This window comes from Streptomyces sp. H27-H1 (assembly GCF_026627445.1).
Lineage (GTDB): Bacteria > Actinomycetota > Actinomycetes > Streptomycetales > Streptomycetaceae > Streptomyces.
On the sequence record NZ_JAPNLJ010000041.1, the window covers coordinates 1 to 21,728 of the forward strand.

General features: G+C 71.9%; 15 protein-coding genes and 1 pseudogene. 13 read left to right on the forward strand and 3 right to left on the reverse strand.

Going from position 1 to position 21,728, the window contains the following annotated elements; translation table 11 throughout:
* Window positions 1–2,406 precede the first annotated feature (2,406 nt).
* The 4 genes and pseudogenes from OTB20_RS32305 to OTB20_RS32320 all read left to right on the forward strand — a co-directional run bounded on the left by OTB20_RS32305 (window position 2,407) and on the right by OTB20_RS32320 (window position 7,981).
* A complete protein-coding gene (locus OTB20_RS32305) occupies window positions 2,407–4,380 on the forward strand; it encodes an IucA/IucC family protein (RefSeq protein ID WP_267822996.1) in 1,974 nt (657 codons plus the stop codon).
* A 31-nt stretch (window positions 4,381–4,411) separates the two neighbouring features.
* A complete protein-coding gene (locus tag OTB20_RS32310; protein ID WP_267822998.1) occupies window positions 4,412–5,068 on the forward strand; it encodes a GNAT family N-acetyltransferase in 657 nt (218 codons plus the stop codon).
* 197 nt (window positions 5,069–5,265) lie between these two features.
* Window positions 5,266–5,958 (forward strand): annotated as a pseudogene (locus tag OTB20_RS32315) (IucA/IucC family C-terminal-domain containing protein); the annotation flags it as partial.
* A 52-nt stretch (window positions 5,959–6,010) separates the two neighbouring features.
* Complete coding sequence (locus tag OTB20_RS32320; RefSeq protein WP_267823000.1) at window positions 6,011–7,981, forward strand: ATP-dependent DNA helicase; 1,971 nt, start codon at window positions 6,011–6,013, stop codon at window positions 7,979–7,981.
* 83 nt (window positions 7,982–8,064) lie between these two features.
* Here OTB20_RS32320 and lexA read toward each other — a convergent pair whose 3' ends face one another.
* On the reverse strand, window positions 8,065–8,856 hold the full coding sequence (gene lexA, locus OTB20_RS32325) for a transcriptional repressor LexA (RefSeq protein ID WP_267823001.1): 792 nt from the start codon (window positions 8,854–8,856) through the stop codon (window positions 8,065–8,067).
* Between the two features lie 478 nt (window positions 8,857–9,334).
* Between lexA and nrdR the strand changes: the two genes are divergently transcribed.
* Complete coding sequence (gene nrdR, locus OTB20_RS32330) at window positions 9,335–9,847, forward strand: transcriptional regulator NrdR (protein ID WP_267823003.1); 513 nt, start codon at window positions 9,335–9,337, stop codon at window positions 9,845–9,847.
* Between the two features lie 144 nt (window positions 9,848–9,991).
* Complete coding sequence (locus OTB20_RS32335) at window positions 9,992–12,886, forward strand: vitamin B12-dependent ribonucleotide reductase (RefSeq protein WP_267823004.1); 2,895 nt, start codon at window positions 9,992–9,994, stop codon at window positions 12,884–12,886.
* Between the two features lie 85 nt (window positions 12,887–12,971).
* Here OTB20_RS32335 and OTB20_RS32340 read toward each other — a convergent pair whose 3' ends face one another.
* On the reverse strand, window positions 12,972–13,931 hold the full coding sequence (locus tag OTB20_RS32340; RefSeq protein ID WP_267823006.1) for a DUF1152 domain-containing protein: 960 nt from the start codon (window positions 13,929–13,931) through the stop codon (window positions 12,972–12,974).
* A 69-nt stretch (window positions 13,932–14,000) separates the two neighbouring features.
* Between OTB20_RS32340 and OTB20_RS32345 the strand changes: the two genes are divergently transcribed.
* The 7 genes from OTB20_RS32345 to OTB20_RS32375 all read left to right on the forward strand — a co-directional run bounded on the left by OTB20_RS32345 (window position 14,001) and on the right by OTB20_RS32375 (window position 20,852).
* Entirely contained in the window at window positions 14,001–14,825 is an 825-nt protein-coding gene (locus OTB20_RS32345) for an arylamine N-acetyltransferase family protein (protein WP_267823008.1), read from the forward strand.
* Window positions 14,826–14,857: 32 nt separating this feature from the next.
* Window positions 14,858–15,463, forward strand: coding sequence for a YdbC family protein (locus OTB20_RS32350; protein ID WP_267823009.1), 606 nt, complete (start codon window positions 14,858–14,860; stop codon window positions 15,461–15,463).
* 144 nt (window positions 15,464–15,607) lie between these two features.
* Window positions 15,608–16,267, forward strand: coding sequence for a histidine phosphatase family protein (locus tag OTB20_RS32355; protein WP_267823011.1), 660 nt, complete (start codon window positions 15,608–15,610; stop codon window positions 16,265–16,267).
* 11 nt (window positions 16,268–16,278) lie between these two features.
* Entirely contained in the window at window positions 16,279–17,193 is a 915-nt protein-coding gene (locus OTB20_RS32360) for an ADP-ribosylglycohydrolase family protein (RefSeq protein WP_267823013.1), read from the forward strand.
* Between the two features lie 159 nt (window positions 17,194–17,352).
* Window positions 17,353–19,038, forward strand: a complete 1,686-nt coding sequence (locus OTB20_RS32365) for a DUF4173 domain-containing protein (protein ID WP_267823015.1) — start codon at window positions 17,353–17,355, stop codon at window positions 19,036–19,038.
* A 435-nt stretch (window positions 19,039–19,473) separates the two neighbouring features.
* A complete protein-coding gene (locus OTB20_RS32370) occupies window positions 19,474–20,184 on the forward strand; it encodes a ribonuclease HII (RefSeq protein WP_267823017.1) in 711 nt (236 codons plus the stop codon).
* Between the two features lie 59 nt (window positions 20,185–20,243).
* Complete coding sequence (locus OTB20_RS32375; protein ID WP_267823018.1) at window positions 20,244–20,852, forward strand: hypothetical protein; 609 nt, start codon at window positions 20,244–20,246, stop codon at window positions 20,850–20,852.
* Window positions 20,853–21,077: 225 nt separating this feature from the next.
* Here OTB20_RS32375 and OTB20_RS32380 read toward each other — a convergent pair whose 3' ends face one another.
* Complete coding sequence (locus OTB20_RS32380) at window positions 21,078–21,707, reverse strand: hypothetical protein (RefSeq protein WP_267823019.1); 630 nt, start codon at window positions 21,705–21,707, stop codon at window positions 21,078–21,080.
* Window positions 21,708–21,728: the final 21 nt, after the last annotated feature.

Sequence of the window (21,728 nt, forward strand, 5' to 3'; positions counted from 1 at the left end):
TCGCCGGTGGTTGCCGATGTGCTGGGGCCGTTTGTGGCTCCGGTTGCCTCCACGCCGCGGCCGTCGGTGTTGGGGGATCCCGATCCCCTTCGGGCCGGTTCTTCTCCGGCCGCTTCCGCGGTGCCCGCCCCGGTGGTCGCCGACTCGCTCCGGCCACCTTCGGGTTCGGCTGCCTCGACCCCGCCGCCGCTGGTGCCCGGTGATCCACTGCCGCCGCCGGCTTCTCCGCCTGCCGCCGCCCTGGCGCTGTCGGTGTCTCCTGATCGGCTCCGGTCCCCGCTTCCTCCGGCCGCCTCCGGGCCGTCCCCGTCGGTGCCCGCTGATGCACTCCGGTCCCCGCTTCCTCCGGCCGCCTCCGGGCCGTCCCCGTCGGTGCCCGCTGATGCACCCCGGTCCCCGCTTCCCCCGGCCGCCTCCGCGCAGCCGGATCCGATGCCCGCCACTGCCCCGGCGATGCAGCCACCGGAGCTGGGCGTGCCAACCGGCGCGGGGTCCGGTCCGGTCCCGCATCCCGACGCCCTGCGCTCTCCGTCCGTCCTTGGGCACAGAGACGGGCTCAGGTTTCCCGTGCCTCCCTCCGTCGGCGCTTCCCGGCCGGCTGCTGCCGAGGAGGCCGGGCTCCGCTCAGCGGAGTCTGTCCCTCCTCCCGGCGTCTCGCCCACCCCCCGGACCGCCCCGGGTCCGGCTGCCGGAGCCGGTTACGGGCTCTCGGTACCTCCGACCGGCTCTGCAGGACTCCAGCAGCCGTCGCCGGCACCCGGCCTCGGGGCCCTGCCCGTTGCCGAGAGCGTGCCAGCGTCAGCTCCCGTCAGCCCGGCCGGGCCGACGGCGCTGGCGGCCCCCACTCCCGGAGGCGCGCCGATGCCGCCTCCGGACGGCTGTCCTTCACCGTCCCTGGTGGCCTCCGCCGGACCCCTGGCGACCCGGCTCGGGAGCCCTTCCGGCACCGCGTTCGAGCCCACGGCTCCCGGTCGGAGCCCGGCCCCGCCCGTCCCAGGGGGCCCGCACGGGCCGTCTCCGGTCAGCGGTGCCTCGACCGTGATGGCTGCGCCGTTGCAGCCCACCCCCTCCCTCTCCCCGGTCGGCGGGCCGACGCCGTCGCCTTCCGGCGGCGCGGCCCAACCTCCGCCGCCCGCTTCTCCTGCGGCCCCAGGCAGCGGGTCCGCTCCCGCTCCCACCGCGTGGCAGCCGCCGCTCGCCACGGAGGGCCGCTCCCCCGGGCCCGCCGTCGATCCGGTCGTCCTCGACGGTGCCTCGACGACCCCCGCTGCATGGCCGTCGTCGCCTGTGGCGGAGGGTCGTTCCCTCCTGCCCGGTGTCGATCCGGCCGTACCCGCCGGGCCCCTGCCCGCTCCGACCGCGTGGCCGCCGCCTGAGGCGGCGGGTCGATTCCCCCGGTCCGCCGGCGATCCGGTCGTACCTGCAGGGTCCTTGCCTGCTCCGACTGAGTGGCAGCCGTCGCCTGTGGCGGAGGATCGTTCCCCCCGGTCCGCCGGCGATCCGTCGGTACCTGCCGGGTCCTTGCCTGCTCCGACTGCGTGGCAGCCGTCGCCCGCGGGGGAGGGTCGTTCCCTCCTGCCTGGTGTCGAGCCGGCCGTACCCGCTGGGTCCCTGCCCGCTCCGACCGCGTGGCAGCCGTCGCCTGTGGCGGAGAGTCGTTCCCCCCGGTCCGTCGGCGATCCGGCCGGGCCCGCCGGGTCCCTTCCCACTCCCACCGTGGGGCAGCCATTGCCCGCTTCTCAGGGGTGTTCCCTCCCGCCCGTCTTCGATTCCACCGTGCCTGGCGGGTCGTCACCGACTCCCACTGCGGGGCCGCCGCTGCCCGTTCTGGAGGACCGTTCCCTTCGGCCCGCCGTCGATTCGGCTGTGTCTGCCGGGTCCTTGCCTGCTCCCACCGGGTGGCCACCGCCGGCCGGCGCGGTGGTACGCCCCGTGACACCGGCCCCCAGCGAGGGGTCGGGCCGTGCGTCTTCGACCGCGCCCGCAGCTCCGCAGTCGGCTCCCACTGCCGCGGTCGACGCTGGTCCGGCAAGCCCGGCGGGGGGCCTGCCAGCCGGGGGCTCCCCGGACGATCTCGCCGGCCGGCCTGCGACGGAGGTCAGGGGAGCGTCGCCCAGCCCCGGCCCGTCGGCCGAGCCGGAACCGCCCGCCGCGGGGCGTTCGGGCGAGCTGCCCTCAACGGGCCAGGGCTGGGCCGCGCGGGCGTGGCCCGCGCCCGGTGCCCCTTCCGCGGCGCTCACTGCGGCCTCCGGTGCCACCGGCGCGCCCATCGAGGCGGAGGCGGCGTTCCCACGCCGCGGCGAAGCCGAACCGGCGGAGCGGGCCCCCGCGCCTCCGGCGCCGTCCCAGGGCCGGGCCGCACCGCCGGAGAACGGTTTCACCGGTCCCGCCGGTGCGTTCCCCGGCATGCCGACCGCAGGCATGCCCTGGACAGGGGCCGAGCCGCGGCCGTCCGCCTCGGTGCCACGGCAGAAGGACGGCACCGTCCGACCCCGCGCGGGCGCGGCCGACCCGTTGGACCATCCCGACCCGAGGGTCGCCGCCGAGGCCGCCTCGGTGGAGAACCTGCTGCGCTGCTGGGTCCGCGAGACCGGACTCGGACAGCCCGCCGGTCCCGTCCTGCGTATCCCCCTCCCCGCATCGGGTACCGCCCTTCTCGTCGCCGTCCGCTACTGGTCCGCCGCCGGCTGGCACCGCTTCGGCCCGGCCCGAATCGAAGGCGTACCCGCCGCCGCCCCTGCCGTGGACGCCGTCACCCTCGCGGCACTGATGTCCCGGGAAGCCACCGGCTCCCCTAGCGCCGGCGCCTCCGCAGACGCCGCCCACGGAGACGGCTCCGACAACGCCGGCGCCCACACGGACCACGCCCACACGGACCACGCCCACACAGACCACGCACACACGGGCCGCGCCCCCAGCGGCGGCGCCCACGCCGATGCCCTCCATGGAGGCGCCGACCTGGTCGGCCGGGTCGCCGATTCGGTGCGCCGGACCGCCGAGTTCATCACCGATCGCCGCCAGCGCCCGGCCCCACCGGCCCGCGTCGCCGCGGACCGGTTCCTCACCGCCGAACAGTCCCTCCTCCTCGGCCACCCCTTGCACCCGACACCGAAGAGCCGTGAAGGGCTCTCCGAAGCCGAAGTGCGCAGCTTTTCACCCGAACTCCACGGCTCCTTCCCCCTGCACTGGGTGGCGGTCGCACCCACCGCCCTCGCCGCCGATTCCGCCTGGACCGAACGCGGCCGCCCGGTCTCCGCCGCCCGGCTGCTGGGCCGCCTCGCCCCCGGGCTCCCGATGCCCGACGACGCCACCCCCCTACCCCTTCACCCCTGGCAGGCCCGTGACCTGCTCCAGCGCCCCGAGGTCGCCGCCCTCCGCGACGCGGGACTCCTGCACGACCTGGGCCCGTACGGCGCCCCCTGGTATCCGACCTCCTCCATCCGCACCGTCCACCAGCCCGGCGCCCCCGCGATGCTCAAGCTCTCCCTGGGCCTGCACATCACCAACTCCCGCCGCGAGAACCTCCGCAAGGAACTCCACCGCGGCGTCGAGGTGCACCGGCTGCTCCGCACCGGACTCGCCGAGCGCTGGCAGGCCGCCCACCCCGGCTTCGACATCGTCCGCGATCCCGCCTGGGTCGCCGTCGACGCCCCGGACGGTGCCCCCGTTCCCGGACTTGACGTCCTGCTCCGTCACAACCCCTTCCGATCGGGCGACGACGCCCTCTGTATCGCCGCACTCACCGCACCCCGGCCGTGGCCCGGGCGTACCACGATGACCTCCCGGCTCGCCGAGACCGTCTCGCGCCTCGCTGCCACCACCGGGCGGACGACCTCCGCCGTCGCCGCCGAGTGGTTCCTGCGCTACCTCGAACACGTGGTCCTACCGGTCCTCGCCTTCGATGCGCTCGCCGGCATCGCTCTCGAAGCGCACCAGCAGAACACGCTGGTCCTCCTCGACCCGGCCGGCTGGCCGGTCGGCGGCCGCTACCGCGACAACCAGGGCTACTACTTCCGCGCCTCCCGCCGCGAGGAACTGGAGCGCCGCCTCCCCGGTATCGGCGCCACGAGCGACACCTTCGTCTCCGACGCCGTCACCGACGAACGCTTCGCCTACTACCTCGGCATCAACAACGTGCTCGGCCTCATCGGGGCCTTCGGATCCCAGAGGCTCGCAGACGAACGCGTCCTGCTGGCCGCCTTCCGACGCTTCCTCGGCAAGGCCAGGGGCCTCGGCCCGCTCCCCGAGCGACTGCTCGACTCGCCCACCCTGCGGTGCAAGGCGAATCTGCTCACCCGCCTAGGGGGTCTGGACGAGCTCGTCGGCCCCGTAGACACCCAGTCCGTCTACGTCACCATCGCCAACCCCCTGCACGATTGACGCGTCAGCGCGGAAACGGAGACGAGCCCCGATGGCCTCCACCGACTTCCACACCGGTGTGCTCCGCACCGTCGCGCCGCGTCTCAGCGCCGAGTCGCTGCCCCAGCTCGCCGAAGCCGATCTGCTCGACTCCCCGGCGGCCTGGGGCGGCGTCACGACGCGGTCCGGGGTCTTCCACCTCGAACCCGTACGGCTCGACCGCGACCTGGAGCTGCTCACCGGCTGGATGAACGACCCACAGGTGGATGCCTATTGGGAACTGGCCGGCCCCGCTGCCGTCACCGCCGCCCACGTGCGGACACAGCTGGACGGGGGCGACCGCAGCATCCCGTGCCTCGGCCTCCTCGACGGCACCCCGATGAGTTACTGGGAGATCTACCGGGCCGACCTCGACCCGCTCTCCGCGCACTACCCGGCGCGCCCCCACGACACGGGTATCCACCTGCTCATCGGAGACGGCACGAACCGCGGCCGAGGTCTGGGAACCGCGCTCCTGCGCGCCGTCGCCGACCTGGTGCTCGACAACCGCCCCCGCTGCATGCGGGTCATCGCCGAACCGGACATCCGCAACACCCCCTCCGTCTCAGCCTTCCTGAACTCCGGCTTCCGCTGCCCCACCCACATCGAACTGCCCGGCAAGCGAGCCGCCCTGATGATCCGCGAGCGCGTGCTGCGCAATCTCCTCTGAGTACCGCCCCCGCACGCCGCGCATGCCCCGCACATCCCGCACATCCCGCACCTCTCAATTCGAAAACTCTGCGTCACGCAGCAAAGTTCCCGATCCCCCGAGGAGTCGCGTGCGCCTCCGGGCCGCCGACCGCTTTCGGGAACCCGTACGCCTTCCTCATCCGCGCGCGTGCCCCCCTCGGTCTCGACGACGGGACCCTCGGCCACCTGGCCCGCGAGCTCAGCGCCACCTTCGCCCCCGGCGAGCGGGCCCGCACCCTCGCCTCGCTCCTGCACACCGATCCCCGCGGCCGCTCCTTCACCGCCGAGCTCGTCGCCCGCTTCGGCCTGGCCCCCGCCGTCTGGCTCCAGCACCTCTTTTCCGCCCTGCTGCCCCCGTTGCCCCGCTTCCTCTACCGGTACGGCACCGTCTTCTCCCCGCACGGCGAGAACGCCATCGTGATCTTCGACGAGCACGACGTCCCGGTCCGGCTCGCGGTCAAGGACTTCGTGGACGACGTCAACATCAGCGCCGAGCCGCTGCCGGAGCTGGCCGCCGTGCCGGACGAGGTTCGTGCGGTACTGCTCGCCGAGCCCGCGGACCACCTGCCCCAGTTCATCCACTCCGGGCTCTTCGTCGGCGTCCTCCGCTACCTCTCCGCCCTCTGCGAGGACCGGCTCGGGGTTCCGGAGGACACCTTCTGGTCCCTCGTACGGGCGGAAATCCTGCGCCACCAGGCCCGCTTCCCGGAGCTCAATGAGCGCTGCGCGCTCTTCGACCTCCTCGGCGAACGCATCGTGAGGCTCTGCCTCAACAGGAACCGTCTCTACGAGAACGGCTACCGCGACCGGCCCGAGCGCCCGCACGCCGTGCGGTACGGCACCGCGGCGAACCCCCTGTACCGGTTATGAGCGCTCGCCGGTGCGGTCACTGTCGGTGGAGCCCCGTAGGCTTGGCAGCGCTATGACGAAGCCCTCTCTCCCCGACCTGCTGCACGCCGCCGTCTCCGCCGTCGGCGGCACGGAGCGCCCCGGCCAGGTGGCCATGGCCGAAGCCGTCGCCGAAGCGATCGACGACAACTCCCACCGCCTCATCCAGGCCGGTACCGGTACTGGCAAGTCCCTGGGCTACCTGGTGCCGGCGCTCGCGCACGGCGAGCGCGTGGTCGTGGCCACGGCGACGCTGGCCCTCCAGCGCCAGCTCGTGGAGCGCGACCTCCCCCGGACGGTGGAGGCGCTGCATCCGCAGCTCCGCCGCCGCCCGCAGTTCGCCATGCTCAAGGGCCGCTCCAACTACCTGTGTCTGCACCGTCTGCACGAGGGCGCCCCGCAGGACGAGGAGGAAGGCCTCTTCGATCAGTTCGAAGCGGCCACCCCGACCAGCAAGCTGGGGCAGGACCTGCTGCGGTTGCGCGACTGGGCGGACGAGACTGAGACGGGCGACCGCGACGACCTCACCCCGGGAGTCTCCGACAAGGCCTGGTCGCAGATCTCCGTCTCCTCCCGCGAATGCCTGGGCGCGACGAAGTGCGCGTACGGCGCCGAGTGTTTCGCGGAGGCCGCCCGCGAGCGGGCCAAGCTCGCGGACGTGGTCGTCACCAACCACGCGCTGCTCGCCATCGACGCCATCGAGGGCGCCCCGGTACTCCCGTCGCACGAGGTGCTGATCGTCGACGAGGCCCACGAGCTGGTCTCCCGGGTGACGGGGGTGGCCACGGGAGAGCTCACCCCGGGCCAGGTGAACCGTGCCGTGAAGCGTGCGGCGAAGCTGGTCGACGAGAAGACCGCCGACTCCCTGCAGACCGCGTCCGAGACCTTCGAGCGGGTCATGGAGCTGGCCCTCCCCGGCCGGCTGGAGGAGATCCCCGAGGACCTCGGCTACGCGCTGATGGCTCTGCGGGACTCCGCGCGCAATGTGATCTCGGCCATCGGCAGCACGCGTGACAAGTCCGTCCACGACGAGGACGCCGTCCGCAAGCAGGCGCTCGCCGCGGTGGAGAGTGTGCACGGGGTGGCGGAGCGGATCACGGCCGGCTCCGAGTACGACGTCGTCTGGTACGAACGCCACGACCGCTTCGGTGCCACCCTCCGGGTGGCACCGCTGTCGGTGTCCGGTCTGCTGCGCGACAAGCTGTTCTCGGACCGCTCGGTGGTTCTGACCTCAGCGACCCTCAAGCTGGGCGGCGACTTCAACGGTGTCGCGGCGTCCGTGGGCCTGTCCCCGGAAGGCGTCGAGGGCGAGGACGTGCCGCAGTGGAAGGGCCTCGATGTCGGCTCGCCGTTCGACTATCCCAAGCAGGGCATCCTCTACGTCGCCAAGCACCTGGCGACCCCCGGCCGCGAGGGCACCCGCGGCGACATGATGGACGAGCTCGCCGAGCTGATCGAGTCGGCCGGCGGCCGCACGCTCGGACTGTTCTCCTCCATGCGCGGTGCGAAGGCCGCTGCCGAGGAGCTGCGCGGCCGGATCGAGAACCCGATCCTGCTGCAGGGCGAGGAGACGCTCGGCGAGCTGATCAAGAACTTCGCCGCCGATCCGAAGACCTGCCTGTTCGGCACGCTGTCGCTGTGGCAGGGCGTGGACGTGCCGGGGGCCAGCTGTCAGCTGGTGGTCATGGACAGGATTCCGTTCCCGCGTCCCGACGACCCGCTGATGAGCGCCCGGCAGAAGTCGGTCGAGGAGCGCGGCGGCAACGGCTTCATGGCCGTCGCGGCCACGCACGCGGCGCTGCTCATGGCCCAGGGCGCGGGCCGGCTGGTGCGGGCCACCGGTGACAAGGGCGTTGTCGCGGTCCTGGACCCCCGGCTGGCCACGGCCCGGTACGGGAGCTTCCTGCGGGCCACGCTGCCGGACTTCTGGTACACCACGGACCGCAATCAGGTCCGCCGCTCGCTCGCCGCGATCGACGCCGCCGCCCAGGCGGAAGGCCTGTAGGCCGAAGCCCTGGGGCGCAGGAGACACAAAGCAGCTCCGGGACCGGCGCAGTAGGTCCCGGAGCTGGATGAGGGCGCGGGGGGTCAGACCCGGCGCAGTACCGCCACGACCTTGCCGAGGATGGTGGCCTCGTCGCCGGGGATCGGCTGGTAGGCGGCGTTGTGCGGGAGCAGCCAGACGTGGCCGTCCTCGCGCTTGAAACGCTTGACCGTGGCTTCGCCGTCGAGCATGGCGGCGACGATGTCCCCGTTCTCGGCGACCGGCTGGCGCCGGACGGTGACCCAGTCGCCGTCGCAGATCGCGGCCTCGATCATCGAGTCGCCGACGACCTTGAGGCAGAACAGCTCTCCGTCACCGACGAGCTGTCGGGGGAGGGGGAACACGTCCTCCACCGACTCCTCGGCGAGGATCGGGCCACCGGCCGCGATCCGGCCGACCAGGGGTACGTACGAGGCCGCGGGCTTGCCCGTGGTGTCCGTGGGCTGCGAGCTGGGCTGGTCGGAGCCGCGCACCTCGTACGCCCGGGGGCGATGGGGGTCACGGCGCAGGAATCCCTTGCGCTCCAGGGCCATCAGCTGGTGTGCGACCGAAGACGTGCTGGACAGGCCGACCGCCTGGCCGATCTCCCGCATCGACGGCGGGTAACCGCGCCGCTGCACCGAGTCGCGAATGACCTCGATGACCCTCCGCTGCCGGTCCGTGAGCCCGGAGCTGTCGGCGCGGATGCCTGGAGGTCGCCCTGGCAGCGAGCGTGCGGGGCGTACGGGCTCCGCCTCCGGGTTCGGGCTTGCGTCATTCATGGCATGCACCGGCTCAAGTCGGCTCTGGGAGCGGTTCTGGGCAGTGATGGTGGCACTGTCTGCGGTGGTGGTCACGTCGGCCCCTCTCGAAATGTTCTCCCTAGCTGGACAACGGTAGTTGCTTTCGAAAGGTTGCGCCAAACACACGTTCGAGTGAAAAATCAGAAATGACTCACCGTGGTCACTTCGCGAGGTGTATAGACGACCGGCGGGCCCTCTGGGCCGAACGCGGGTTCGGCTCCGGAGCCATTGCTTACGGTACCCTTCCGGGTCGGGTCGCCACCGTCCGGGTCCGCGCCCAGTGTGGCATCGCGAGGCCTGTTATCCGGCCATCGGACGCCGCGACACGCGGAGCGGTGTAAATCCACCACAACCCAAGATCTAGTGGTTGGATGAGCGCTGCCACCCAGAAGTTGTGGTCCTCGGTCTGCCGAGGCCCCCGGCATCGCATATGCTTGTGGCTGCTTCAAGAGCCCCCGGTAGAGCCTCGAACTCTTCCGTTCAGGGGTCTCGCGGGGTGATTCAGTCGCGCCAAGAGGAGGGTGAGGGAACCATGCACTGCCCCTTCTGCAGGCACCCCGACAGCCGTGTCGTCGACAGTCGGACCACCGACGACGGCACGTCGATCCGCAGGCGCCGCCAGTGCCCCGACTGCTCCCGTCGCTTCACGACGGTGGAGACGGCCTCGCTGATGGTGATCAAGCGCAGCGGGGTGACCGAACCCTTCAGCCGTACCAAGGTCATCTCCGGCGTGCGCGAGGCGTGCCAGGGGCGGCCGGTCACCGAGGACGCCCTCGCCAAGCTCGGCCAGCGGGTCGAGGAGGCGTTGCGCGCCACCGGGAGTGCCGAGCTCACCACCCACGACGTGGGTCTGGCCATACTCGGCCCGTTGCAGGACCTCGACCTGGTCGCGTATCTCCGGTTCGCGTCCGTTTACAAGGCGTTCGACACACTCGAAGACTTCGAGACCGCCATCGCGGAACTCCGCGTGCCGCGGCCTCACCCCCAAGAGTGCGAGCCCGGTCGGACCGCTCCGGTCCCCGTGCCCGCCTCCGCCGCCGACTGACCGGACGGCCCGTTCCGCGCCGCACGAGCGCCGTGGAACGGCCGGTGGGTCTGGCGAAGAAGACGTAGATACAAGACACACAGCACCGTGCCGCGGAATAGCGATGGCACTTTAGGGCGTTTTGCCCGCATTGGGAGGAGCGGCATGACAGAGACGGCGAGCAGCTCGGCACGAGGTTCCCGCTCCAAGGGAATCAAGACTGCCAAGAGCGGCCTGCGTATCGAGCGCATCCACACCACCCCCGGCGTGCACCCGTACGACGAGGTGACCTGGGCGCGCCGCGACGTCGTCATGACCAACTGGCGCGACGGCTCGGTGAACTTCGAGCAGCGTGGCGTCGAGTTCCCCGACTTCTGGTCGGTGAACGCGGTCAACATCGTGACCAGCAAGTATTTCCGGGGCGCGGTCGGCACCCCGCAGCGCGAGACCGGTCTGAAGCAGCTCATCGACCGGATCGTGAAGACCTACACGAAGGCCGGCGAGGACTTCGACTACTTCACGTCGCCCGCCGACGCGGAGATCTTCGAGCACGAGCTGACCTACGCGCTCCTGCACCAGATCTTCAGCTTCAACTCGCCGGTGTGGTTCAACGTCGGCACGCCCCAGCCGCAGCAGGTCTCCGCCTGCTTCATCCTGGCCGTCGACGACTCCATGGAGTCGATCCTCGACTGGTACAAGGAAGAGGGCATGATCTTCAAGGGCGGCTCCGGCGCCGGCCTGAACCTCTCCCGCATCCGCTCCTCCAAGGAGCTCCTCTCCTCCGGCGGCAACGCCTCCGGCCCGGTCTCCTTCATGCGTGGCGCCGACGCGTCCGCCGGAACGATCAAGTCGGGTGGCGCCACCCGCCGCGCGGCCAAGATGGTCGTCCTGGACGTGGACCACCCGGACGTCGAGGACTTCATCGCGACCAAGGTGAAGGAAGAGGAGAAGATCCGCGCCCTGCGCGACGCGGGCTTCGACATGGACCTGGGCGGCGACGACATCACGTCCGTCCAGTACCAGAACGCCAACAACTCCATCCGCGTGAACGACGAGTTCATGACGGCGGTCGAGAACGGCACCGACTTCGGCCTGCGGGCCCGTATGACCGGCGAGGTCATCGAGACGGTCGACGCCAAGGCGCTCTTCCGCAAGCTCGCCGAGGCCGCGTGGGCCTGCGCCGACCCGGGCATCCAGTACGACGGTGTGATCAACAACTGGCACACCTGCCCCGAGTCCGGCCGCATCACCGCGTCCAACCCGTGCAGCGAGTACATGCACCTGGACAACACGTCCTGCAACCTCGCTTCGCTGAACCTGATGAAGTTCCTCAACGACGACGGCAAGGGCAACCAGTCCTTCGACTCCGAGCGCTTCTCCAAGGTCGTCGAGCTGGTCATCACCGCGATGGACATCTCGATCTGCTTCGCGGACTTCCCGACGCAGAAGATCGGCGACAACACCCGCGCCTTCCGTCAGCTGGGCATCGGCTACGCCAACCTCGGCGCCTTGCTGATGGCGACCGGCCACGCGTACGACTCGGACGGCGGCCGTACCCTCGCCGCCTCCATCACCTCGCTGATGACCGGCACCGCGTACAAGCGCTCCGCCGAGCTGGCCGCGATCGTCGGCCCGTACGACGGCTACGCCCGCAACGCCGAGTCGCACAAGCGCGTCATGAAGCAGCACGCCGACGCCAACGCCGTCGCGCCGCGCACCGAGGACCTGGACAACATCATCTGGGCCGCGGCCACCGAGGCCTGGCAGGACGTGATCCGCCTCGGCGAGAGGAACGGCTTCCGCAACTCGCAGGCCTCCGTCCTCGCGCCGACCGGCACCATCGGTCTCGCGATGTCGTGTGACACCACGGGCGTCGAGCCGGACCTGGCCCTGGTCAAGTTCAAGAAGCTCGTCGGCGGCGGCTCGATGCAGATCGTCAACGGCACCGTTCCGCAGGCCCTGCGCCGCATGGGCTACCAGGAAGAGCAGATCGAGGCGATCGTCGCCCACATCGCCGAGCACGGCGTGGTCGTCGACGCCCCGGGCCTGAAGCAGGAGCACTACTCGGTCTTCGACTGCGCGATGGGTGAGCGTTCCATCTCCGCGATGGGCCACGTCCGCATGATGGCCGCGATCCAGCCCTGGATCTCCGGCGCGATCTCCAAGACGGTCAACATGCCGGAGACGGCGACCGTCGAAGAGATCGAGGAGATCTACTTCGAGGCGTGGAAGCTGGGCGTCAAGGCGCTCGCGATCTACCGCGACAACTGCAAGGTCGGCCAGCCCCTCTCCGCGAAGAAGAAGGAAGAGGAGAAGGTGGAGGTCACCGCCAAGGCGGAGGACACCATCCGGACGGCCGTCGAGAAGGTCATCGAGTACCGCCCCGTCCGCAAGCGCCTCCCGAAGGGCCGCCCGGGGATCACCACCTCCTTCACGGTCGGTGGCGCCGAGGGCTACATGACCGCGAACTCCTACCCGGACGACGGTCTCGGCGAGGTCTTCCTGAAGATGTCCAAGCAGGGTTCGACCCTCGCGGGCATGATGGACGCCTTCTCGATCGCCGTCTCGGTCGGTCTGCAGTACGGCGTCCCGCTGGAGACGTACGTCGCGAAGTTCACGAACATGCGCTTCGAGCCGGCCGGCATGACGGACGACCCGGACGTGCGGATGGCGCAGTCGATCGTCGACTACATCTTCCGTCGCGTGGCGCTCGACTTCCTGCCCTTCGAGACCCGCTCGGCCCTCGGCATCCACTCCGCCGAGGAGCGTCAGCGCCACCTGGACACCGGTTCCTACGAGCCCCTCGACGAGGAGCTCGACACGGAGTCCCTGACCCCGGCGGCCCCGCTCGCCGCGGTCCAGACCGTCCCGGCCCTCAAGCCGGTCGCGGTCGCCCCGGTCCCGGCCCCCAAGACGGCGCACTCGAGCGCCGAACTGGTCGAGATGCAGCTCGGCGTCTCCGCCGACGCCCCGCTGTGCTTCTCCTGCGGTACGAAGATGCAGCGCGCCGGCTCCTGCTACATCTGCGAGGGCTGCGGCTCCACCAGCGGCTGCAGCTGACGAGCCCGAAGGCTACTGCTGAGTAGCTGAGTAGCTGAGGAAGCGGGGACCGGCCCAGTGCCGGTCCCCGCTTTCGCGTGCGCCCTCAGTGGGGGAAGGACCGGGCCGGGCGGGTGATCACTTCATCGCGGAAGACCGCGATCGCGGAGCTGACCTGGCGCATGAGGTGGGTGTTCTCGATCCGGTCCAGGTAGAGGCAGCGGGCGGCCAGGCCGGTCAGGTCGAAGGCGAAGCACAGGGACATCAGCGGGTTCACGAAGAGCTCGCCGCCCTGGGTGCGGCTGGTGAACCGCACGTCGCCGAAGGAGCCGCGGACGGCCGCCGCGACCGAGCCGTTCACGATGCTCGGGCGGTCCGGCGTGTGGTCCTGGGCATGGGCCACGGCGTCCAGGTACAGGGCGCCCTCCCGCGTGGCGCGGGGTATCGAGAACGCCCCGAGGTACGCCCCGTCCCGCTCCAGCGCCGCGATGTTCTCGAGTACCAGCGCGTGGCTCACCCCGTGGTACGCGTCCACGCCGAAGCCGACCGAGACGACGAGCCGTTCGGGTACGTCGTCCAGCGCGGCCAGCGCCGCCACGCTGGTCAGGTCCTCCTCCGGGGTGCCGAGCCCGGCTTCGTCCCCCCGCATCAGGATGTCCGTGCCGCCGTCGACCAGGACCACCGCGTCGATGCGGTGCAGGTCGATCAACGCCCGGTAGGCGGCGCGCAGCGGCTGCACCCCGACCTGGGGGAACGCGTACACCGTGGCCGGATAGCCGTGCAGCTTCAGCCACTGGGCCAGCGTCCGCTCCGGGAAGTACGCCTGGTGCGGCGCGGAGTGCGGGGTGACGGCGGCGAGGTCCGGGGCCACCCAGTCCTCGATCGGGAGCCCGGCGAGCGCGCTGAACGAGAGGTTCGCCAGGTGGACCTCCTTGCCCTGGTGCATGAGGGACAGGGCGATGGGGAGGCCGGAGTAGATGTCGAAGCCGCCTCCCGCGCCTGCGACGAGGATCCGCTCGGCCGAGGCCAGGCGGGCGAAGAGCGGGTTGGTGTGCAGGGCGGTCATGCTGATCATTGTGCGGGGCCGGTCCGTCGGTGCCCCGGGATATTCGCGGCGCGGAGAGTTGGGGGAGTCATGTGGAGCGGTGACGGGCTGGACCTGGACGCCTATCTGGACAGGATCGGCTGGGAGGGCGGGGAACTCCGGGCGGATCTTCGGACGTTGAAGTCGGTACACCGGGCCCACACCGGTGCGATCGCCTTCGAGAGCCTGGACGTGCTGTTCGGCCGCACCGTCGGGCTGGACGTCAAGACGGTCGAGGACAAGCTCGTGCGCGAGAGCCGGGGCGGCTACTGCTACGAGCAGAACACCCTGCTGGCAGCCGCCCTGGAGCGGATCGGCTTCGAGGTCTCCGGACGCGGCGCCCGCAACCGCACCCGGGGGGACGCCCTGCTCGCGGTGACGCACGCCGTCCTCGTCGTCACCGTCGAGGGGGAACCGTGGCTCTGCGACGCCGGGTTCGGCTGGCAGGGACCGCGCGAGCCCGTGCCGCTGGCGCGCCCCGGCGTCGAAGTGCGGCAGGGGGAATGGGTGTTCCGCGTCCAGGAGGAAGCGGACGGGGTCCTCGTGCTGTGCGCCTCGCGCGAGGGCGCCTGGCGGGACCTCTACGCCTTCTCCCCCCAGCCCTACCACCCCGTCGACTACGAGGTGCTGAACCACTACAGCTCCTCCCACCGCAGCTCCGCCTTCGTCGGGCGGGTCATCGTCCAGTACCCGGGCGACTCAGGCCGGCTGGCCCTCGTGGGGCGGCAGCTGTCGCGGCTGAGCCCCGACGGGCGGGTCGAGCGGCGGGAGGTGCCGGAGGAGGAGCTGCTCGCCCTGCTCGCACGGGAGTTCGGGCTTCGACTGTCCGATCGGGACGCGGCCGAACTCCTTCGGATGTACCGCGCCGAGGACTGACCCGGGCCTCGCCGGGACCGTACGATGGCGCAGTGCTGGTCAAGTGGATTCGCTGCACGGTGACGGACCGACGCGGGTTCGAGCGCGGGCAGCGCAAATGGGCGGGGCTGCCCGGCGAACCGGGATTCCGGGGGCAGGGCGGCGGCTGGAGCCGGGGCCGGCAGGGGGTGGCGCACGTCTTCACCTTCTGGGAGAGCCGTTCTTTCTACGACTCCTTCATGGCCCGCTCGTACGACCGGCTGGCCGCTGCGCAGAACGGCACCTACATCGACGCGCGGGCCACGCTCTTCGACCACCGCTTCGACGTGAAGACCGGTTTCGAACCCCGCTTCACCGACGCCGACGTCGTCCGGGTCGCCCACACCCGGGTGCGGGAGGGCCGGGTCGACCACTTCGCCCTCATGCAGGAGAAGGTCTGGAACCCGGCCATGGCGGGCTCGCCCGGCATGATCCGGGGGCTGTTCGGCGAGGCTCCCGGCCGGGAGTTCCTGGTGCTGTCGATGTGGCACGCGGCGGCCGAGCACGGCAAGTACCGGCAGGAGCGCGTCGAACGGCTCTCGCTGCGCGCCCAGATCCAGGCCGACGTGGAGGCCCTCACCGGGGACGTCGTCGACCTCGAACCGTCCTGGACGGTGTGACGGCGGGAGCCGCGCCGCCCCGGACGACGGACCTTCGGACGAACTGCCTGCGGAGCTGACCGCGGAGCTGACCGTACGGCTGCCGCCGGGACCGACCGGCGAGCCCGGTCGATGTGCCCGGCGGTGGCCGAATAGGGTCATGGGATGGTCAGACCACGGCGCATCGTCCTTGTCCGGCACGGGGAATCGGAGGGCAATGCCGACGACACGGTGTACGAGCGTGAGCCCGACCACGCCCTTCGGCTGACCCACAGCGGGCGGGAGCAGGCCGAGGAGGCCGGCGTGCGCCTGCGCGAGCTCTTCGGGGACGAGCACGTCAGCGCGTACGTCTCCCCGTACCGCCGGACCCTGCAGACCTTCCGGGAGCTGCGCCTGGACCCGACGCGCGTGCGGATGCGCGAGGAGCCGAGGCTGCGCGAGCAGGACTGGGGGAACTGGCAGGAGCGGGACGAGGTGCGGCTGCAGAAGGCGTACCGGGACGCCTACGGGCACTTCTTCTACCGCTTCGCGCAGGGGGAGTCGGGCGCGGACGTGTACGACCGCGTCGGGGCCTTCCTGGAGAGCCTCTACCGCAGCTTCGAGGCCCCGGACCATCCGGAGAACGTGCTGCTCGTGACGCACGGGCTGACGATGAGGCTGTTCTGCATGCGCTGGTTCCACTGGTCCGTGGCCGAGTTCGAGGCCCTCTCCAATCCGGGCAACGGCGAGTACAGGGTGCTCCTGCTGGGTTCCGACGGCCGGTACCGGATGGACCGCCCGTTTGAGCGGTGGACCACACCCGAACCCTACGACCTGGACGGCTAGAGTGACGCGCGATGACCGCTGACTTCTCTCCCGAAGGGCGCTACGCACGCGCCATGGCCAGCCTCCGCGGGCTGGCCCTGGGCGACGCACTGGGTTCCCAGTACTTCGTCCCCGTGAACTACCCGCTGCTCAAGCGGCGTGAGCTGCCCGCCGGCAGTGATCCCTGGCAGTGGACCGACGACACCGAGATGGCCTGCTCGGTGGTGGCCGTACTCGCCGGGCACGGCCGGGTGGACCAGGACGCGCTGGCCGCCTCCTTCGCCCGCCACCACGACTTCGACCGCGGTTACGGGCCCGCCGTGAACCGGATGCTGCGCCTGATCCGCGAGGGCGCGGACTGGCGCACGCTCGCCGCGGAACTGTTCAACGGACAGGGCTCCTGGGGCAACGGCGCTGCCATGCGGGTCGCCCCGCTGGGTGCCTGGTACGCCGACGACCCGGAGCAGGCCACCCACCAGGCGGAGATCTCCGCCTACACCACCCACCAGCACCGCGAAGCGGTGTGCGGCGCGATGGCCGTGGCCGCCGCGGCCGCGCTGGCGGCCGATCCTGCAGGGCCGCCGAAGGCGGCCGACCTGCTGGACGGCGTGATCGCGCTGGTACCGCGCAGCGCGGTGGGCGCCGGGGTGCGGCGGGCGCGCGACATGCTCGACTACGGCGACGCGACCACCGTCGCCGCCGTACTGGGCTGCGGGCGACGCACCAGCGCGCACGACACCGTGCCGTTCGCCCTGTGGTCGGCGGCGCGCGGCCTGGACGACTACGAGCGGGCCTTCTGGACCACCGCCCAGGTGGGCGGGGACGTGGACACCACCTGCGCGATCGTCGGCGGAGTGCTGGGGGCGCGCGGGGACGCGGTACTGCCGGCGGCTTGGCTGGCCCGGACCGAGGCGCTGCCCGCCTGGCTGCCGGAGGCGACGGGGTAGTAGCGGCGGTCCGCGCCGGTTCGTACCCCTCCGTTTGTCACGGTCCTGCCACAGGGCTCTTTTGAGCCTGTTCAAAACCTCACGTGACCGGCCTACCCTGTCGGCTTCGCCACCCCTCCACATGATGGCCGGGGCCGGCCGACAGGGGAGGGGAACCCGATGTCAGCAGGGAACGCCAGTACCGAGAGCACCAGTACCGCGAACACCAGTACCGAGAGCACCAGTACCGCGAACACCGGAGCCGGCACGGGGGCCGCTCCGCCCACGCCACCCGCGCCGCCCGGCTGGGATCCCAGAGCCTGGCAGGCCCATCAGCTCCGCAAGCAGCGCACCGCCTCCGGCGCCTGGTCGATGGCCCCCCTCGCCTGGGCCGAGGCCGCGCGGCCCGCCGCCGTCGGACCGGTACCCACCGCCGTGCTGGGCGCCGTACTCGCCTCCGGCATCGCCGTCTCCCTGCTCCTCGGCGAGGGGCTGGGCCCGGGTCTGCTCCTCGCGGTACTGCCGGCTCTCGCCGCGGCGTACGTGGCCGCCCGCGCGGCCGGACGCACACTGCGCCCGTGGACCGCGCTGTGGGCGCTCGGCTGTCTCGCCCTGCTCGCCGTGCCCGCCCTGCGCGACTCCGCCTGGCCGTCCGTACTGGCCCTGCTCGGCGCCCTCCTGACGGGAGCGCTTGCCCTGCACGGCAGCCGCAGCTGGCCCGGCATCCTGCTCGGCCCGGTCGGCCTCCTCGACTCCGCCGTCCTCGGGGTGCGCTGGGTGTGGAGCGGCCTGCGCTCGCGCGGCGAGGGGAGCCGGGGCCGCTGGCTTCCGGTGGCGAAGGCCGTCCTGGTGGCAGTGGTGCTGCTGGCACTCTTCGGCACGCTGTTCGCCTCCGCCGACGCCGCCTTCGCGGACCTGCTGGGCGAACTGACCCCGGATCTCGGGGGATTCGACGGCCCGGTCCGCGTCCTGCTCTTCCCCCTCGGCGTCCTCATCGCGATCGCGGTCGCCCGCGCCGCCGCCGCGCCCTCCCGCTGGGACCGCATCCGGGTGCGTCCGGGGAAGGCGCGTTCCCGGGTGGAGTGGGCCCTTCCGCTCATCGTGCTGAATCTGCTCTTCGCCGGATTCAACGCCGTCCAGCTCACCGTCCTGTTCGGCGGCTATCGCAAGGTCCTGGACGCCACGGGCCTCAGCTACTCCGAGTACGCCCGCCAGGGCTTCTGGCAGCTGCTCTGGGCCACCCTGCTCACCCTCGCCGTCATCGCGCTGGCCCTGCGCTGGGCCCCGCGCGAGGGAGCCGGCGACCGGCGGCTGGTGCGCGTCGTGCTCGGCACCCTCTGCGCACTGACCCTGATCGTCGTCGCCTCCGCGCTCCGGCGCATGGACCTGTACGTGGACGCGTACGGGCTGACCAGGCTGCGCCTGTCGGTCGCGGGCATGGAGCTGTGGCTCGGGCTGGTGATCGTCCTGATCATGGCGGGCGGGCTGTTCGGCGCGCGCCGGCTGCCGCGCGCGGTCGTGGGGAGCGCCGTGGCCGCCGTACTGGCCTTCGGCCTGTTGTCCCCGGACGGGATGATCGCGGAAGGCAACGTCACGCGGTACGAGCGGGACGCCAAGATCGACCTGGCCTACTTCCAGTCCCTGTCGGCCGATGCGGTGCCCGGCCTGGACCGGCTGCCCGAGCCCCAGCGCTCCTGCGCCCTGCGCGGGATCGGTGACGATCTGGCGAAGGCGGGCAGGAGCCCCTGGTACGCCATGAGCCTGGGGGAGCGCCGGGCCCGGAAGATCCTGGCGGAGCGTCCGGCCAAGGCCTCGCGCGAGGAGTGCGCGCGCCTGGGGACCTTCGGGACCCGGAAGGAGTACTAGCCGATCCGTGGAGCCCCTACGAGGGGGCATGCGGCCGGGGGCCGGGCAGGTGCCGAGCGGAGGGGCTTCACGAGTGCGATCAGGTCGGTGCGGAGCGGTTCCGCCGGCTGCTCCGGGCGGACGGTGCGAAGCGGCGTAGGACTGATCGGCGAGCTGCTGTGCCCGGAGTCCACTGGGCGGACGTCCGGTTGGGCGTCAGCGGGTCCCCTGCCTGCGGCGCCCCGTCCCGGCGGTGACAGGGCGCCGCACGATGCTGTGCGGGAGCGAACGGGCGGCCATGGGAATCGCCGAAATGGCGGATGGGGTGACGGTGCCGCTGCCCAGGGTGTGAGACGGACCGGAGCGGGCGGGGCGGAGCGGGCGGGGCGGCGCGGACTCCCTGGAGAGGGGGCGGGGTGTGCACGCGGCTCGGGGCGGCGTAACCTTGCTGGCGCCATGCCGTACGAAGCACCCACTCACACCGTCGAACGCTCCCTCCGAGCGACCACCGGCGCCAAGGTCATCGCCGGGGTCGACGAAGTCGGACGAGGGGCCTGGGCCGGTCCCGTCACCGTATGCGCGGCGATCACCGGTCTGCGCCGGCCGCCCGCGGGACTCACCGACTCCAAACTGCTCACCCCCAAGCGCCGCGACGCGCTCATCGGCGTCCTCGAGGACTGGGTCACGGCCTACGCCCTGGGCCACTCCTCCCCTGAGGAGATCGACGAGCTCGGGATGACCGCCGCCCTGCGCCTCGCCGCCGTGCGCGCCCTGGAGGCGCTGCCCGTGCGACCCGACGCGGTGATACTCGACGGCAAGCACGACTACCTCGGTGCGCCCTGGCAGGTCCGGACGGTGATCAAGGGCGACCAGTCCTGCGTCGCCGTCGCCGCCGCCTCGGTGATCGCCAAGGTCCGGCGCGACCGGATGATGGCCGAAATCGGTGAACAGGGCGGCGGAATCGAGGATTTCGCTTTCTCCGCCAATGCCGGTTACCCCTCGCCCGTGCACCGGTCCGCGCTGGAGGAGCAGGGTCCGACCGAGTACCACCGGCTCTCCTGGTCCTACCTCGACGCGCTGCCCCGCTGGAGCCACCTCAAGAAGGTGCGCCGCAGCGAGGAATCGCTGGAGCTGGAAAACGGAGGCCAACTCGGCTTCGATTTTTGATCGCACGCACGTGCCATCGACCGGTACGTTTCGTACCGGTGTCTGATAAATATCAACTCATGCCTCTCAACCCCGCCCCCGAGGAGTCTCAGATTCACGAGAGTGCCCAGGGTCCCCGCGTCACGCCGGCCGCGAGCCGCACCGCGCAGACCCCCCGCCCCGTACCCGGTCCGCGTCCCGCCCCCGTGCCCCGGCCCGCACCGCCCGCGCAGCGGGTGCCGAAGGCCACCCCCGGACCCGTTCCCACCGCCGCCACGACCCCCTCGGTCTCGGCATCGGTCCCGCAGGTCCAGCTGATCCCGGCATCCGCCGAGGGTGCGCTGGACGCGGCCGAAGAAGCTGTGGACCTGCTGCTCGACACCGGGCGCGCGCCCGGCGACATCCTGGTGCTCACCACCGGCGACCCGCACCCGTGGGCCGCGCACGAGCTGTCCTTCGGCGAGGCCGCGTACTGGGCCCTGCACGACGCCGGGGACGACGTCTTCTACGCGGACGCCGCGCAGGTGCAGCGTGCCGCCGGTCGTCCCGTCGTGGTCCTCGCCGCCAACGGCGGACCGGTCGACGCGACTGCCGCAACGCTGCCGGTCGCCCTCGCGCGAGCCGGTGCGCTCCTCATCGTGTGCGGCGAGGAGCAGCAGATCAACTCCGTGCTGGGAGCGGGCGTCTGACGCCCCGTACCCCCGCACGGTCGAGGGGCGGGGCGGGCTGACACAGCCGGCCCTGCCGAAGTCCGAGGCCTGAACAGCCGTACGCCCACGCCCGGGTGTACGGCCGTCGGGTTTTCCGGGTACGCGGCCGTCCGGCGTTTTCGGGCGTCCAGGGCTTTCGGGCGTCCGGTGGTGCGGCCCTCCCGGGTGCGTGGCCGTCCGGCGCGCGCGTTTGGTGTGACGGGCTCAGCGCGCGGCAGTACGGCGCAAGGCCTCCGCGGAACCGCCGCCGGTGCGCAGGGCGAGCGGGGAGAACTCGGACGCCGTGTCACCGAGGCGCCCGGGCCGGGAGTCCGAACTGGGGCTCCGGCCGCCGCGGCCTTCGCCCAGCACCTGCCAGCCGCCCCGGGTCAGCGTGATGTACGCGCCGCAGCGCAGCCCGTGCAGGGTGCAGGCGTCCCGCAGTCCCCACATCCAGGCCCCGTCCTCCTCGGTCCAGCGTTCGTCGCCGTCGCGGCAGTACAACAGCACCGCCGTCCGTACCGGGGTCCGCCGCCGCAGGTCGTGCGGGATGACCCGGCGCAGCCGGGAGAGCAGGGCGTTGCGGTACTCCCAGCCGTCTGCGGCGGTGGCGCGCTGCACGAAGGAGGCGCTGGCCACGAGCCGTTCCTCGGGCCCGAGGACGGCGATCACCGCCGTGGACGGGGCGGGGCTGTGGCGTGAGTGCAGTCCGCTGACGACCTCGCGCGGATTGCGCAGCAGGGGAACGCCCGACGCCGTCCACTCGGAGGGTTCCAGCAGTCTGCCGTGCCGGCTGGCGCCGCCGGTGGCCGTTGTCAGAGACGTGGTCGAGGGCGGGGAGAATCCGAAGGTCACGGTCCTCCCTTCGGGTACGCG

Excerpts from the sequence above, each read along its gene's own strand:
- OTB20_RS32305 (WP_267822996.1), top strand. The coding sequence starts at position 2,407 with ATGCCGACCGCAGGCATGCCCTGGACAGGGGCCGAGCCGCGGCCGTCC.
- OTB20_RS32310 (WP_267822998.1), top strand. The coding sequence starts at position 4,412 with ATGGCCTCCACCGACTTCCACACCGGTGTGCTCCGCACCGTCGCGCCG.
- OTB20_RS32320 (WP_267823000.1), top strand. The coding sequence starts at position 6,011 with ATGACGAAGCCCTCTCTCCCCGACCTGCTGCACGCCGCCGTCTCCGCC.
- nrdR (WP_267823003.1), top strand. The coding sequence starts at position 9,335 with ATGCACTGCCCCTTCTGCAGGCACCCCGACAGCCGTGTCGTCGACAGT.
- OTB20_RS32335 (WP_267823004.1), top strand. The coding sequence starts at position 9,992 with ATGACAGAGACGGCGAGCAGCTCGGCACGAGGTTCCCGCTCCAAGGGA.
- OTB20_RS32340 (WP_267823006.1), bottom strand. The coding sequence starts at position 13,931 with ATGACCGCCCTGCACACCAACCCGCTCTTCGCCCGCCTGGCCTCGGCC.
- OTB20_RS32345 (WP_267823008.1), top strand. The coding sequence starts at position 14,001 with ATGTGGAGCGGTGACGGGCTGGACCTGGACGCCTATCTGGACAGGATC.
- OTB20_RS32355 (WP_267823011.1), top strand. The coding sequence starts at position 15,608 with ATGGTCAGACCACGGCGCATCGTCCTTGTCCGGCACGGGGAATCGGAG.
- OTB20_RS32360 (WP_267823013.1), top strand. The coding sequence starts at position 16,279 with ATGACCGCTGACTTCTCTCCCGAAGGGCGCTACGCACGCGCCATGGCC.
- OTB20_RS32365 (WP_267823015.1), top strand. The coding sequence starts at position 17,353 with ATGTCAGCAGGGAACGCCAGTACCGAGAGCACCAGTACCGCGAACACC.
- OTB20_RS32370 (WP_267823017.1), top strand. The coding sequence starts at position 19,474 with ATGCCGTACGAAGCACCCACTCACACCGTCGAACGCTCCCTCCGAGCG.
- OTB20_RS32375 (WP_267823018.1), top strand. The coding sequence starts at position 20,244 with ATGCCTCTCAACCCCGCCCCCGAGGAGTCTCAGATTCACGAGAGTGCC.